Genomic DNA, 12,635 nt, shown 5'->3' on the forward strand with positions numbered 1-12,635 from the left:
GATTCCACCTCACCACCCTCAACACCTGACGGCAGACATGCCCACGATCGGCTCCAGAGTCAACCCCCGAAGGATTTCCGGAGGGGACCACTAAGTGGCACACCATCGGTATGTTGTGAAATCATGCCGCAGCTTCTGTCTTGATCAGTCCGGTCGACCAGCGGGGTACGGACGGGGGCGGGTAACGTCTGAGTCATGCCGTCGCGGCGGCTGCGGCTCCGGATTCTCGTCGGCGTGGGGGTCGCTCCATGGATCATGTCGTTGGCGCGGTACCGCTCGCCGAGTCGCTTGACGAACGGCGGTACCTGCTGGACGTCGCATGCCGCGCGCTCGGCAGCCGCGTCGCGGCCGAACGCGTCGTCGACGAGGCCTACCGGCGGTGGTACCGCCTTACCGATCCGGAGCGGGTCCGGATGCCGTCCCCCCGCGTCTGGCTCACCCAGGTCGTGGACGAGGCGTGTCTGATGCGACCGGCGTCGGCCTGGCCCGGGGGGAGGAACGGGAGATCCAGGCCCTGCGGGCGTTGTGCGACGAAGACGTGGAACCGGTCGAGCGGGCCCTGTCGAGCGTGGGTGCGCGGCGTGCGCGGCCCGTGTCGGCGCGTCGCGAGGATGAGATCACTGTTGCCGTGCGGCAGGCGTGCAGCGATCAGGACGGCCCCCGACTGCGGTCGCTGCTGGCCCCCGATGCGACGGCCTTCTTCGACAGCGGCGGCAAGATCCGGGCGCTGACCCGGCCCGTCCGCGGCGACGAGCAGGTCGCCCGCAGCCTGTTGGTCCTGCTGGCCGAACAGCGGCGTGTGACGCTGTGCACCGGATCGGTCAACGGGCGCACCGGCCTCGTCGCCCGGTGCGACGACCAGGTCGCCGCGGTGCTGACTCTCGACATCGCGGACTCGCTGGTCGTTCAGGTCTGGGCTGTTCTCAACCCCCGACAAGCTGCGTAGCTGGAACCGTTCCCTTCCCGGGTGAGCTCACGCGCCACGGCGTCCACGGGACGCGAGGGCAGGGGCGCGCCGTGGGCGCGGGATCCGAGGAAGGCGGCGATCTTGTCGGAGGTGAACACCCACAGAACCCGGTGGATCCCCCGCCGTGTGGCGGCGACGGTCATGAAGGTGGCGGGCCGGCCGTCCCGGTACAGCAGAACCCCGGCGCGCCCGTTGGCCTGCACGGGTGCGACCTCGACCGTCGCCCAGAAGCGTGACGAGGCGGTCGACAGGTTCGCCACCCGGGCACGACCGACCACGGGTACGCGGGCCGCGCCGCGCAGCCCGTTGCCGTCGGACAGACTGACCGCGTCGGGCGTCAGGAGCGCTTCCAGCGAGGCAACGTCCCCTTCCTGGGCGGCCGCGACGAAAGCATCGAGCAGCCTGCGGTGTTCCTGGACGTCGACACTGTCCCGCTCGTCGTCCTTGAGGTGCTTGCGCGCCCTGCTCACGATCTTCCTGGCGTTGACCGGGGTGAGGCGAAGTATCTCCGCGATCTCCGAGTAGCCGTACTCGAACGCCTCCCTCAGCACGTAGGCGGCCCGTTCGACGGGTGTGAGCTTCTGCAGGACGAGGAGCAGGGCGAGCTCCAGGGCCTCGGCGCGTTCAGCGCCGGCCACCGGGTCGATGCTGGTGTCGATGGGCTCGGGCAACCAGGGCCCGATGTAGGTCTCGCGGCGCACGCGGGCGGACTGCGCCACGTTGATGGCCAGCCGAGTCGTCGTGGTCGACAGGAACGCCGCAGGGCTGACCACCGCCGAACGGTCGGTCCGCTGCCAGCGCAGCCACGCCTCCTGCACGACGTCCTCGGCCTCCGTCGCGCTGCCCAGGACGCGGTAGGCGATACCGAAGAGCCGTGGCCGCAGTTCCACGAAGGCGGTGACGGCCTCGGTGAGGTTCCTGTCCGCGGGAGGTGCCTCTGGATACATGTCCCTCTGACTCCATTCCTCCGGGGCCCGGGTTGTCGGAATGCGGCCACGAGGCGCTCACAGACCCGGCGATCGTTCGCCCTCAACGACCGAGGGACCAAGGATGCTGTGACAGTGCTTTTTGGAGCACTTTTCAGCGGCGTGGATGCGGAATCGGCCGTACGCGCCGGCTGGTCTACGGCGCCGTACAAAAAATGGGCCTGTCGTGCCACGGGTCGTGGCACGACAGGCCCAGGAAGACGCGCCTACTGCTGATGGGCGAGCCAGTCGACGAAACGGGTCTCGCCGATGCGGGCGTCCGGGCCGGGAAGCAGCGTGGTCTCCTGCAACTCGGCGCCGAAGTACGGGGCGTGCACGTCGGCGACGACCGTACGCGCATCGTTCTTGGCGGCCAGGCCGTTGCGGATCAGCTCGTCCAGCTGGAAGGTGTCGGGACCGGCCACCTCGACCACACCGTTGACCGGCGTGCCCACGGCGGTGCGGCCCACAGTGGCGGCGACGTCGTCCGAATAGACGGGCTGGATCTTCACCGGGGCCAGCTTGACGGTGTCACCCTCGGTCGCCGACTCGGCGATGCCCTTCATGAACTCGAAGAACTGCGTGGCATGCACGATCGACCACGGGATCCCGGAGGCCTTGATCAGTTCCTCCTGCGCCTGCTTGGCACGGAAGTAGCCGCTCTCCTGGAGCCGTTCCGTACCCACCACCGACAGGGCGACGTGGTGGGTGACACCGGCGTTCGCCTCAGCCTTGAGGAGGTTGGTGGTGGAGGTACGGAAGAACTCCATGACGGCGTCGTCCGCGAAGGAGGGCGAGTTGGAGACGTCGATCACGACGGCCGCGCCCTCCAGCACCTCGGCCAGGCCCTCGCCAGTCAGCGTGTTGACGCCGGTGTTCGGGGCGGCCGCCACCGCCTCGTGGCCGTGTTCGTTGAGCTTGCTCACGACCTTCGAACCGATCAGTCCGGTGCCGCCGATCACTACGACCTTCATGGGGACGTTCCTTTCACTTTTTCTCATCTGCTGCCTGCACGAGGTATGACCGGGAATTGGTCGGCGCTGTGACGCCTTTCGTGAAATTCCGTAAATACCATCCCGGCCGGGGCGGTTCCTATTCGACGAGCTTTCCGTCCGCCGAGACGTCCTCCATCAGGGCCGCGATCTCGTCGGGGACAGGGCTGATGGGCTCGCGGGTGATGCCGTCGGTCGGAGACCAGACGAGGTTCACCCGCAGCGCGGGATCCATGTCGGGGTAGTCGCTGCGGTTGTGGCACCCGCGCGTCTCGCGCCGCTCCAGCGCCGCTTCCAGTGTGGCCCTCGCCGCCAGGGCCGAGGACTTGAGGTCGAAGGCGTGGGCGAGGTCCTGGAAGCCCGCGATGTCCGGATGGACGCCGACGTTCTCCATGCGCTTCTCGATGGCGTCCAGCTCCGCCAGCCCGGTGCGCAGCCCCTCCTCGTCACGGACCACGCCCGCGTGCTCGGTCATGGTGTTGCGGATCGCGCGCTGCAGGGCACGCACGTTCTCAGGTCCGTCCGCGGCGAGCAGGTCGTCGACCTCCGCACGCGCCTGGGCCACCGCGGCGGCCGAGCGCGGCTGCGCGGTCAGGGACTCCGAGTAGGCGGCGGCCGCCTGTCCGGTGATGCGGCCGTACACCAGCAGCTCGATCAGGCTGTTGCCGCCGAGCCGGTTGGCGCCGTGCAGTCCACTGGAGGCCTCACCGATGGCGTACAGGCCCCGCACGTCCGTGCTGTGGTCCTCGGGGCGCACCCACACACCGCCCATCGAGTAGTGCGCGGTGGGCGCGACCTCGATGGGATCCCGGGTGATGTCCAGCATCTGCAAGTCCAGCAGTGTCTGGTAGACGCGGGGAAGCCGGTTCATGATGGTCTGCCGGGGGAGGTGGGAGACGTCGAGCCACACCCCGCCGTTGGGCGTGCCGCGGCCCTCCTTGATCTCGGTGTAGGAGGCGAGGGCGACCCGGTCGCGTGTGGACAGCTCCATGCGTACGGGGTCGTAGCGGTTCATGTACCGCTCGCCGAGCGCGTTGCGCAGGATGCCGCCCTCGCCGCGGGCTGCCTCGCTCACCAGGGTCCCGGCCGCGTTCTCCGGCTCGATGATGCCGGAGGGGTGGAACTGGACGAGTTCCGGGTCGCGCAGCCGGGCTCCGGCCTCCGCGGCCAGCCGGAAGGAGTCGCCGGTGTTCTCGTCGCGCCGTGAGGAGGTGCGCCGCCAGATCCGGGTGTGGCCGCCGGCCGCGAGGATGACGGCGTCCGCGTGCACGAGGTAGCGCCTGCCGTCGGCAAGGCCGAAGCCGTAGGCGCCGAAGACGGCGCCGTCGTGGACCAGGAGACGGGTGATGTAGACGTTGTCGAGCACCGGTATGTCCAGCTGGTTCGCGCGCCGGATGAGCGTGCGCTGGATCTCCAGGCCCGTGTAGTCGCCCGCGAAGGCGGTGCGGCGGAACTTGTGGGCGCCGAAGAAGCGCTGGGAGATCCGGCCGTCCTCCTCCCGGGCGAAGGCCATGCCATAGCGCTCCAGGTCGTCGATGCCGAGGGCGGCTCCCCGGGTGACGATCTCGGCGGTGCGGGGGTCGCCGAGGAGGTAGCTCTCCTTGAGGGTGTCGGCGGCGTGCTGCTGCCAGGTGTCCTCGGGGTCCATCGTGGCCAGGGCCGCATTGATCCCGCCGGCGGCGAGAGAGGTGTGGGTGTCCTCCTTGGGGCGCTTGCCGACTGCGAGGACATCGACGCCGGCCTCGGCCAGCTCGATGGCCGCGCGCAGGCCCGCTCCGCCGGTGCCGATCACCAGCACTGTGGTGGAAAGACGTTGTTCGGTGGCAACCACGATTGCTCCCATCGCTCGGGGTGGTCACCTGCTATGACCAGGTGGAGTGACGGTTTGTGACACCGCCGCCCTGGCCCAGGCCCGCCTGTCCGTGTCACACCCCGGCGGCCGGGCCGGTCATACCGCACACCGACCGGGCGCACGAAGGCCGTGCGGTCCGCAACCGCCGGCCGGCGAAGAGGAGGTGGGGACGATGACCTACGTCATCGCGGAGCCGTGCGTCGACGTCAAGGACCGGGCGTGTGTGATCGAGTGCCCGGTCGACTGCATCTACGAGGGCGAGCGGACGCTGTACATCAATCCCTGGGAGTGCGCCGACTGCCACGCCTGCGAGCCGGTCTGCCCGGTCGAGGCCGTCTTCCGCGAGGACGACCTGCCGGCACAGTGGGCGCAGTACGGGTCCGTGAACGCCGAGTACTTCCGCGACGGGCCGGGGGAAGGCACCGGGCGGTCGGAACGGGCCGACCTTCCGGTGGTCGCGGCCCTGCCCCCGCAGCATGCGGTCAAGAACGACCTGTCCGGATTCGCCGCCCGGAAGGAGGAGACCGTCGACGCCGACCTGTGGTTCCCGTCGTGAAGCGCCCGGGCCCGGGGCGTGCGGCGGACCGGCGGGTCAGGCACCCAGGGACGGCGTGCAGGGGTGCGGGTCAGGCCCCCAGGGACAGGACGTAGGGGTTCAGCTTGACCGGGTTCATCACCCACATGATGCGCTCGATGCCGGCCTCGGACGCGTCCACGCACAACAGGGCCACCGGGGCGTTGTCCCGTGCGACGAGCACGGCGGGCCGGCCGTTGGCCTCGACGAACCGGGTCTCGGCATCCGGCCAGAACCGCGGGGCGAAGGCAGCCAGGTATCGCGAGACGTGATCGCGGCCGATGACGGGGATCCTGGACGCGCCGCGGATGCCGCCGCCGTCCGAATAGCTGACGACGTCCGAGGTCAGCAGGTTCTCCAGGGTGGAGAGATCTCCCGTGCGCGCGGCGGAAAGGAAGCCTTCGAGCAGACGCCGGTGGGCCGCGGGGCTGACGCGCTCCTTGCGCTCGGCGCCCAGGTGCTTGCGCGCCCGGCTGACCAGCTGCCGAGCGTTCGCGTCGTTGGTCTCCAGGATGTCGGCGACCCGCTGGTAGGGGTAGTCGAACGCCTCCCGCAGCACGTAGGCGGCGCGTTCGATCGGGTTGAGCTTCTCCATCAGCAACAGCACCGCCAGCTCGACCGCCTCGGCGCGTTCCGCCCCCAGGTGCGGGTCCTGGGTGGTGTCGACCGGCTCGGGGAGCCAGGGCCCGACGTAGGACTCCCGGCGTACCCGCGCGGACTGGGCCAGGTTGATCGCGAGCCGGGTGGTGACCGTGGTCAGGAAGGCGGCTGGTTCGTGGATCTGCGCGCGGTCGGTGTTCTGCCATCGCAGCCAGGCGTCCTGGACGACGTCCTCGGCTTCGACGGCACTGCCGAGGATGCGGTACGCGATGCCGAACAACCGGGGTCTGGCCGAGAGGAAGTCGTCGAGACCGCGGTCGAACGTGTCGGGGTGGGCGCCGGCGCGCATGGGTCGTCCCTTCTGGCTTTGCGCCCTACATGCTACGCGCGAGGGGGGGGAGCGTACGCGCTGCGGGCCGCATCTGCTCACGCTATCTCCTTCACGATCCCCGGTCACACGGTGGCAATCGTCGCGCCCGATCCGCCAGGTTTGCCCTCCCGGAACACTGCCCGCCCCGTGCTTCGGAAGGCCGCGATCGACAGGTGAGAGGACGGTGTGAGAGGCCGGTTGTCACACATGCGCCCGGTCCCCGGTCACCAGTGACGAACGATGTTCACGCCTACGGAAGGTGCAACACAGTGTCGGACAACATGACAGCACACGACCACTCCGCCCACGGCCACCACGGGCACGGCGACCAGGAGGCCGCCGGCTGGATGACGGCGGCGAAGGTACTCCAGGACGCCGCACCGATCACCGTCCCGGAGGGGGCGTCGGCGATGACCATTCTCGTCGAGTGGGAGCCGGGCGACCCGGGCACGCCCCCGCACCGGCACTCCGGCCCCGCCTTCGGCTACGTCGTCGAGGGCGCGGTCCGTTTCGAGCTCGAGGGCGAGCCCGAGCGCGTGGTGGAGGCGGGCGGCACCTTCTGGGAGCCCGGCGGAGACGCCATCCACTACCAGGACGGCAACGCGCTTTCCGACGCGCGGACCCGGTTCGTGGTGACCATGATGTGTGCTCCGGGCAAGCCCATGCTGGAACTGGTCGACGAGAAGGAACTGGCGGAGCGCGCCCACCTGCGGGCACCGCGCCCCACCGCCTGACCGGGCACGGAGCCGGAATGGGCACGCCCGTCGTCCTGGTGCACTGCCTGCTGACGCTGCTGTTTGCGGCGGTGCTCCTGCATGGGCTGGCGCGGGGCGTCGGGTCCCCCGGTACCGGGTTCGGTGTCCGGGTGGACCGGCTGCTGGCCGCCGCCATGGCCGTGTCCATGGCGGCGATGCCCTGGATCGACCTCCGCGCGGGGCCCGCTGCCGTCGCCGGCGGTGTCTTCACCGCCGGCGCGGTGTGGTTTCTCCTGCCTGTCGGCCGCCGGGAGGCCGCGAGGAGGGCGGCGATGACCCACCGGCTGCCGCACGCGGCCGGTATGGCCGCGATGGCCTGGATGCTGCGCGTGCCGCACACCGGGACCGGACCGGCGCACGCACACCTCGGGTTGGCTGCGCACTCCACCGGGCCCGGCGCTCCGGGCGCTGGTGTTCCCCCCGGCGGCTCCGTGATCACGCTGATGCTGGCGTCCTGTCTGCTGGCGTATGCGCTGTGGTCGCTGACCCGCCCCATGCCCGCGCTGCGCTCGGCCGTGAGCGCGGCGCGCCGTGCCGCGGCGGCGACGCCGTCACGGCACGTGGGTGAAGGGGCGATGGCGCTCGGGACGGCCGTGATGCTGGTCCTGCCCCACTGAGCGCGGGGAAGGACAACGGGCGCGCACCGGGCACGGTGAAGGCGCGGTGGCCCGCGGTCATGCGCTGAGTGACCGCGGACCACCGCGCCGGACGGTCGGAGCGACGGTCGTCGCCCTACCGAGGGGCGGGCGCCGCCCACGGCAGGCCCGCGCCGAAGGAGGCGAGCGCCGTTCAGGAAGGGCCCTCGTAGACCGCCTTGCTCCGCATCAGGAAGTCGGAGAGATAGCTGTCGTGGGGGACGCCCGGCGACATCCAGTGGGTCGGCTGATCGCCGAAGTACACGTTGGCGATGCTGGGTTCCGCGACCAGGGCATCCCACAGGTCCCGGTCCCGGGTCAGTGCCGACAGCACCAGCGTGTTGCGCAGCGGCGCCATGCCGTCCGCGCGGGTCCAGGGGGCGATCCACACGCAGGGGAAGGGCAGTTCGGTGCGCAGTTGAGGGGCGCGGGCGCTCGCGGTCTGGTGCACGGCGGGGCGCAGCACGGCGCTCCCGTCTCCGAGGCCGTCGGCGATCCCGTCGCTGCCGAGCCAGGCGTGCGTCCCGGCCGCCACCGTTTTCAGATACACGCTGAGGGCTCGCGCCCGCTCCTTCGGACACACCGGCAGACGGGCCCTCTCGTCTTGCGGGGGAAGGCTGGGCAGGACGGCCAGACGTGCCGCGAGGGCTTCGGCGAGCGGGGCCGGGTCACCCTCGACGAGGATGGCGGTGGCGTTGACGCACGCGGTGCCGCTCTCGCCGGCGACGGACGCGACGAGGGCGTCCAGATGGTCACGCCAGTCGGTGTCCGCGGTGACGAGGATCTTCGACCGTCCCGGCCCCTGCGGCAGGATCCTCGCGTCGTGCGCGTACTTGGTCACCACGTCGTCGCCGCCGTAGACCACGGCCCGGTCCGCGCCGTGGACGAGCGTGTCGGCGGTCGCGTGGTCGGTGGGCAGCAGCATGAGCTGGTCGTCCCGGATTCCCGCCTGCCGCAGTGCCGCGACGAGCCGGTAGGGGGTAAAGGGCTCGCGCCGGGACGGGCGCACGGCGACGCGGTAACCCAGCGCCAGTGCCTCCAGCCAGACACGGTGTACGCCGGGATGGTTGCCGGACGCGTTGACGGCGAACACGTCGCCTTGACGCGCCCACACCGTGTGCGTCTCATGCAGGACGGGGTCGCTGAGGTCGCGGGCGGCGCCGCGCGGCCTTCCACGGTCGGCGGAGGAGGCGGCGTGTCGAACGAAGTGCGCCGTGCCCCGGGTCGCGGCGCGCACCACGGCGAGCGGTGTGCCCGAGGTCCGGCTGACGTGACGTTCGTATTCCCGGACGCTCAAGCCCCCCACGGTGCCCGCGGCGAAGGCCTCCCCGGCGGTGACGAACACGGTCTCCATGCCGGCCGCGGCGATCGGCGGTGCTTGGCGCAGGGCGTCGATCGCCCGAGCCACGTACAGCGGGGGAACCAGACTCAGCCGCGCGATCGGTGCACCGGCCACGTCGGTCACTGTGCTCGGCACGCGTGTGCGGTAGGTGCCCCGCGGGCCCAGGGCGTCGAGGTGCAGCGGCTCGGTGGTCGGTACGGGGGCCATCAGTAGACTCCCTCGATGACCGTCTCACCCTCGAGCGCGGGAACCGGCGCGACGTCGGCGACGGCGTCCCCGGCGTGGCCGTCAGCCGGGCGGACCCGCAACGCGGTGTCCCGCTCCCTGTTGTTGGGGATCAGCATGGACTTGCTGACGTGGCTCACCACCACCTGGCCCCGCTCGCCCTCCGCCACCTGTTGCCCGGTGCCGGGATCCACGATGCTCAGGAAGACGTACGGCGAGACGGGGTCGAACACACACGGCTCCGAAGCCGTGAGACCGACCCGCTCCAAAAGCGCGGTGAGCATCATGGTGTTGCCGTACATGCCGATCAGTGGCACGTCGGGAAACACCTCGGTCCGCAACAGGTCCCGGGTGTCGGGATCCATGTGGGTGCCACCCCAGATGATCGCCTGGGCTTTGCCGTTGATGACCTCCACGAGGTCGCTGTCCCGGGCGAGGCGCTCCAGCATCGGGGTGGTGGCGGCTATGACACCGATGTCCTGGCCGAGCAGGATGCGCCGGCACTGGTCCACGAGATGGTCGGTGTAGGCGTCGACCTCGTCGCGACGGCCCGCGGCGACGAGCTTCTTGACCCAGCGGGGATCCATGTCGACCCCCAGCCCGGGGCTGCCGAGACTTGCCGCAGCCCGTTGCAGCACATCGCCCACGAGGTGCGGGCCGGTCGGCGCCACGGTCAGCCACAGCGCGCCGACCGGCAGTGCGTGGTCCCGGAGCCGGCGGGTCACCTGCTCGCTGCCGTGCCGCGCCCAGTCGTCCATCTGCACGACCCGCTTGGGTGCCCCGGTCGTGCCGCCGCTCTCGAACACGTGCAGTGGTCGGGCCTGCGGACCGTAGCCGCGGGGGACGAGATCGGACACCTGCACATCGCGCAGCTCGTCGGTCAGGTCGGGAAAGAGCGCCAGGTCCGCCACGCCTTTGACGTCGTGGCGGGGGTCGAAACCGAGCCGGTCGACCCGTTCCAGCCAGTACCGGGACCCCGTCTCGGGAGCGAAGTGCCACTGCATGGCCGCCCTGACGTAGTCGTCGGGGTCCACCCCGTCGAAGGGTCCGGCGTCCAGAACGGTGAATGAGCCGATCGGCATGGAACCGCCTTTCTCGAAGTCGCTGAGGGCGGACGCGTGAGAGCCGCGCGTCCCGGGCGGTCCCGCGGGCCCGACCCGCTCTCGCAGAGAAGACCGAGGAGTGCAGGCGGATGTGACAGTCCGCGAAAGAGCGGCAGCGCCCCTGGCACCGGCACACGTCACAACGGCCCGTGTCCCCCGGTCTGATGACTGGGCCAACGCCGACCGGCGGTGTGCCGAGGGCGAGGGAGAGGGACATGCGACAGGGACTGCGGATCGTACGCGTCGACCAGGACGACGAGCCCCGTGTGGCCGCTCTGCACCGCCGGTGCTCCACCGCCACCCGGTGGCACCGCTACCACCGGGCCATGGGCGACCCCGACTCCTACCTGGGGCCGTTGCTGTCCCGGCCCCACTCGGTGCACCTGGCGGTGCAGGACTCGCGAGAGCGGCTCGTCGCGATAGGGCATCTGCTGTCGGACGACGGTGATGCCGAGGCAGCGCTGCTGGTGGAGGACGCCTGGCAGAACAGGGGGCTGGGCACCCGGCTCCTGGAAGAACTCGGCCGGTCCGCCGTCGCGTTGGGCGTACCCGAGGTCTACGGCGTCATCCACCCCGACGACGCCCGCATGGCGACCGTGCTGCACCGCACCGGCGTTCCGCTGCGCACGGTCCTGGAGACGGGCAGTGCGACGACGGTCCGGGCCCGGACGCAGGACATCAGCCTCGCCCTCGCCTGCTCGTCAACGCGAGGTGGGTGGTGGCAACGCGGCGCTGGAAAGCACCGTGTGTCGGGGTCGTCGGCACGCCCGTCGGCCCCCGGAGCTGGAGTTCCGCGCGTCCTCCGCCGCTCCTTCGAGGATGCGTGGCCTACTTGCTGAACCCGCACAGCGCAATACGTGTGACACCATTGAATGAGATAGTGTTTCGGCTGTCGCTCGACGGCGGGTGTTTCTCCCCGCGGTTCGATGCGGGCGGCTACGAGCGAGGGGATTGCCATGGCCGAGCTGTTCTATGACACCGACGCCGACCTGTCCATCATCCAGGGCCGCAAGGTCGCGGTCATCGGTTACGGGAGCCAGGGTCATGCCCACGCGCTGTCGCTGCGTGACTCGGGCGTGGACGTGCGCGTGGGGCTCCACGAGGGTTCCAAGTCCTGGGCGAAGGCCGAGGAGCAGGGCCTGCGCGTGGTAAAGGTGACGGAAGCCGCTGCCGAGGCCGACGTGATCATGATCCTCGTCCCGGACCCGCTCCAGGGCGAGATCTACCAGCAGCACATCGCCCCGAACCTGAAGGACGGCGACGCACTGTTCTTCGGGCATGGTTTCAACATCCGCTTCGGCTTCATCGAGCCGCCGGCGAACGTGGACGTATGCATGGTCGCCCCCAAGGGCCCGGGCCACCTGGTGCGTCGCCAGTACGAGGAGGGCCGCGGCGTTCCGTGTCTGGTGGCGGTCGAGCAGGACGCCACAGGAAGCGCCTTCCCGCTGGCCCTGTCGTACGCCAAGGGCATCGGTGGCACCCGTGCGGGTGTCATCAGGACGACCTTCACCGAGGAGACCGAGACCGACCTGTTCGGTGAGCAGGCCGTGCTTGCCGGTGGCGTGTCAGCCCTGGTGAAGGCGGGCTTCGAGACGCTGACCGAGGCGGGCTACCAGCCGGAGATCGCCTACTTCGAGTGCCTGCACGAGCTGAAGCTCATCGTCGACCTCATGTACGAGGGCGGACTGGAGAAGATGCGCTGGTCGATCTCCGAGACCGCCGAGTGGGGCGACTACGTCACCGGCCCGCGGATCATCACCGACGCCACCAAGGCCGAGATGAAGAAGGTTCTCGCCGAGATCCAGGACGGCTCATTCGCCGGGAACTGGATGGCCGAGTACCACGGCGGTCTGAAGAAGTACGCCGAGTACAAGCGGCAGGACTCCGAACTGCTGCTGGAAAGCACCGGCAAGGAGCTACGCAAGCTGATGAGTTGGGTCAACGACGAGGAGCACGCGTGATCGTGCCGGCCTGCACGGAAGGGAACCGGTGACGGTCTCATGACGACACTGCATGTCACCCTGCTCGGCGGTCTCCGCGAGATAGCCGCCGTACCACTGCCCGCGGCGGAAGCCGCGCACGGCACACGGTCGCTGCGCCGCTTCGTCCTGGAACTCCACGTGCCGCCGGAACGGCAGCCCGCACTGGATGCCGAATTGCAAGCTGCCGCCGCGCCGGACGGCACGTACCTGCAAGGCACCGACGGGATCTGGCGCGTGGTGGAAGGCTGGACCGTCGCGGCCAACGGCCTGCGG

At 70.2% G+C, this 12,635-nt stretch carries 12 protein-coding genes; 6 read left to right on the plus strand and 6 right to left on the minus strand.

All coding sequences use genetic code 11. The features are described 5' to 3' along the window. The first annotated feature begins 457 nt into the window (after positions 1–457). Positions 458–946: a hypothetical protein gene (locus tag ACFY0P_RS04560; RefSeq protein WP_388907338.1), complete on the plus strand. Its 489-nt coding sequence runs from the start codon at positions 458–460 to the stop codon at positions 944–946. Here ACFY0P_RS04560 and ACFY0P_RS04565 read toward each other — a convergent pair. The 3 genes from ACFY0P_RS04565 to ACFY0P_RS04575 form a co-directional block, all read right to left on the minus strand. Next, positions 907–1,914: a sigma-70 family RNA polymerase sigma factor gene (locus ACFY0P_RS04565; RefSeq protein ID WP_388907340.1), complete on the minus strand. Its 1,008-nt coding sequence runs from the start codon at positions 1,912–1,914 to the stop codon at positions 907–909. The genes ACFY0P_RS04560 and ACFY0P_RS04565 overlap by 40 nt on opposite strands. 245 nt (positions 1,915–2,159) lie before the next feature. Next, complete coding sequence (locus ACFY0P_RS04570) at positions 2,160–2,906, minus strand: SDR family oxidoreductase (RefSeq protein WP_388907342.1); 747 nt, start codon at positions 2,904–2,906, stop codon at positions 2,160–2,162. Positions 2,907–3,024: 118 nt separating this feature from the next. Then, on the minus strand, positions 3,025–4,755 hold the full coding sequence (locus ACFY0P_RS04575) for an L-aspartate oxidase (protein ID WP_388907344.1): 1,731 nt from the start codon (positions 4,753–4,755) through the stop codon (positions 3,025–3,027). 193 nt (positions 4,756–4,948) lie between these two features. Between ACFY0P_RS04575 and fdxA the strand changes: the two genes are divergently transcribed. Next, the gene (gene fdxA, locus ACFY0P_RS04580) at positions 4,949–5,332 is read left to right on the plus strand and encodes a ferredoxin (RefSeq protein ID WP_388907346.1); all 384 of its coding nucleotides are present in this window, start codon (positions 4,949–4,951) and stop codon (positions 5,330–5,332) included. A 70-nt stretch (positions 5,333–5,402) separates the two neighbouring features. Here fdxA and ACFY0P_RS04585 read toward each other — a convergent pair whose 3' ends face one another. Further along, positions 5,403–6,299, minus strand: a complete 897-nt coding sequence (locus ACFY0P_RS04585) for an RNA polymerase sigma-70 factor (protein WP_388907347.1) — start codon at positions 6,297–6,299, stop codon at positions 5,403–5,405. Positions 6,300–6,601: 302 nt separating this feature from the next. Here ACFY0P_RS04585 and ACFY0P_RS04590 point away from each other — a divergent pair, with 302 nt between their 5' ends. Beyond that, positions 6,602–7,054, plus strand: a complete 453-nt coding sequence (locus tag ACFY0P_RS04590; protein WP_388907349.1) for a cupin domain-containing protein — start codon at positions 6,602–6,604, stop codon at positions 7,052–7,054. A gap of 17 nt (positions 7,055–7,071) precedes the next feature. Beyond that, positions 7,072–7,692 (plus strand): DUF5134 domain-containing protein, encoded by a 621-nt coding sequence (locus ACFY0P_RS04595; RefSeq protein WP_388907351.1) that lies wholly within the window; start codon positions 7,072–7,074, stop codon positions 7,690–7,692. Positions 7,693–7,864: 172 nt separating this feature from the next. Here the strand turns inward: ACFY0P_RS04595 and ACFY0P_RS04600 are convergent, their stop codons facing one another. Together ACFY0P_RS04600 and ACFY0P_RS04605 are read right to left on the minus strand one after the other, a co-directional pair. Next, a complete protein-coding gene (locus tag ACFY0P_RS04600; protein WP_388907353.1) occupies positions 7,865–9,259 on the minus strand; it encodes an aldehyde dehydrogenase family protein in 1,395 nt (464 codons plus the stop codon). Next, positions 9,259–10,359: a phenazine antibiotic biosynthesis protein gene (locus ACFY0P_RS04605; RefSeq protein WP_388907355.1), complete on the minus strand. Its 1,101-nt coding sequence runs from the start codon at positions 10,357–10,359 to the stop codon at positions 9,259–9,261. Before ACFY0P_RS04605 ends, ACFY0P_RS04600 begins: the two co-directional genes overlap by 1 nt. Before the next feature lie 236 nt (positions 10,360–10,595). Here ACFY0P_RS04605 and ACFY0P_RS04610 point away from each other — a divergent pair, with 236 nt between their 5' ends. Both ACFY0P_RS04610 and ilvC read left to right on the plus strand, forming a co-directional pair. Beyond that, entirely contained in the window at positions 10,596–11,219 is a 624-nt protein-coding gene (locus tag ACFY0P_RS04610) for a GNAT family N-acetyltransferase (protein ID WP_388907357.1), read from the plus strand. A 117-nt stretch (positions 11,220–11,336) separates the two neighbouring features. Then, a complete protein-coding gene (ilvC, locus tag ACFY0P_RS04615; protein WP_388907359.1) occupies positions 11,337–12,341 on the plus strand; it encodes a ketol-acid reductoisomerase in 1,005 nt (334 codons plus the stop codon). Positions 12,342–12,635: the final 294 nt, after the last annotated feature.

This window comes from Streptomyces sp. NPDC001714 (genome assembly GCF_042892755.1).
Lineage (GTDB): Bacteria > Actinomycetota > Actinomycetes > Streptomycetales > Streptomycetaceae > Streptomyces.